1 protein-coding gene is annotated in these 940 nt (G+C 69.0%); it reads right to left on the bottom strand.

The window, feature by feature from the left end; all coding sequences use genetic code 11:
• Positions 1–22: 22 nt before the first annotated feature.
• A partial coding sequence (locus FQY83_RS17510) for an IS110 family RNA-guided transposase (protein WP_238333549.1) occupies positions 23–940 on the bottom strand: 918 nt, incomplete at its 5' end.

The raw sequence follows: 940 nt of genomic DNA, 5'->3' as shown, positions 1-940 counted from the left end.
CTGTAGGAGCAACTGTCTTTGCCTAGTTGGCCGGCACCTTCCATTCGGTCCGATCACGGGCCATGGCATTGAGCCGGGTCAGCAGGACCCGCATGCAGGCGGTGATGGCGACCTTGGCGCACTTGCCTCGCTGGCGTAGCCGCTGGTAACGATCCTTGAAGTCGGGTTGGGTGCGGATCACCGACCAGCAGGCCATGTACAACACCCGGCGGATCGGTGCCCGCCCGCCGCGGATGCGGCGTTTGCCGGCGTGCTGGCCGCTGTCCACGTTATAGGGCGCCAGCCCGGCCAAGGCGGCGATCTGGCGGCGATCCAGCCGTCCCAGTTCGGGCAGGTAGGCCAGCAGGCTGGCGGCGGTGACCTCTCCGATACCGGCGATGGCCTGCAGCTGCTGGCTCAGGTGGTCGTCGAGTTGTCGTTGCGTCTGGGCGATGGCCTTGTCGAGCTGGCGGATGCGCAGGCGCAGTTGGCCGATGTGTTCGATCAGGTCGTGGCGAACCTCGGCCAGCTGGGCTTGGTGCAAGCGACGACGTTCGTCGTCGCGTTGCCGGACCAGTTGCTCACGGCGCTGGACCAGCTCGCGCAGGGCCTCGCGTTCGGGCTCCAGCGCGGGGCTGGGGGCGCAGACCAGTTCGGCCATGCGTGCGAGCAGGGCCGCATCGATCGGATCGGTCTTGGCGGTCTTGCCCATGGCGTCGGCGAAGGCGCGGGCCCGACGCGGGTTGATCCGGGTCACCGGGATGCCGGCAACCGCCAGGGCCCGCATCAGCGGGCGCTCATAGCCGCCCGTGGCTTCGAGCAGGACGTTGCCCACTGGCCGGTCGGCCAGCAGCGCCCGCAGCCGGGCATGGCCGTCGGCAGTGTTGGGAAGGGAGAGTTGCTGCGCCTGCGGCAGCAGGCAGACGGCCAGGGAGGCCTTGGAGACGTCGATACCGATCCA

Origin of the sequence: Luteimonas marina (assembly GCF_007859325.1) — a bacterium.
GTDB lineage: Bacteria > Pseudomonadota > Gammaproteobacteria > Xanthomonadales > Xanthomonadaceae > Luteimonas > Luteimonas marina.
This window is presented reverse-complemented; position numbering and strand designations above follow the sequence as displayed.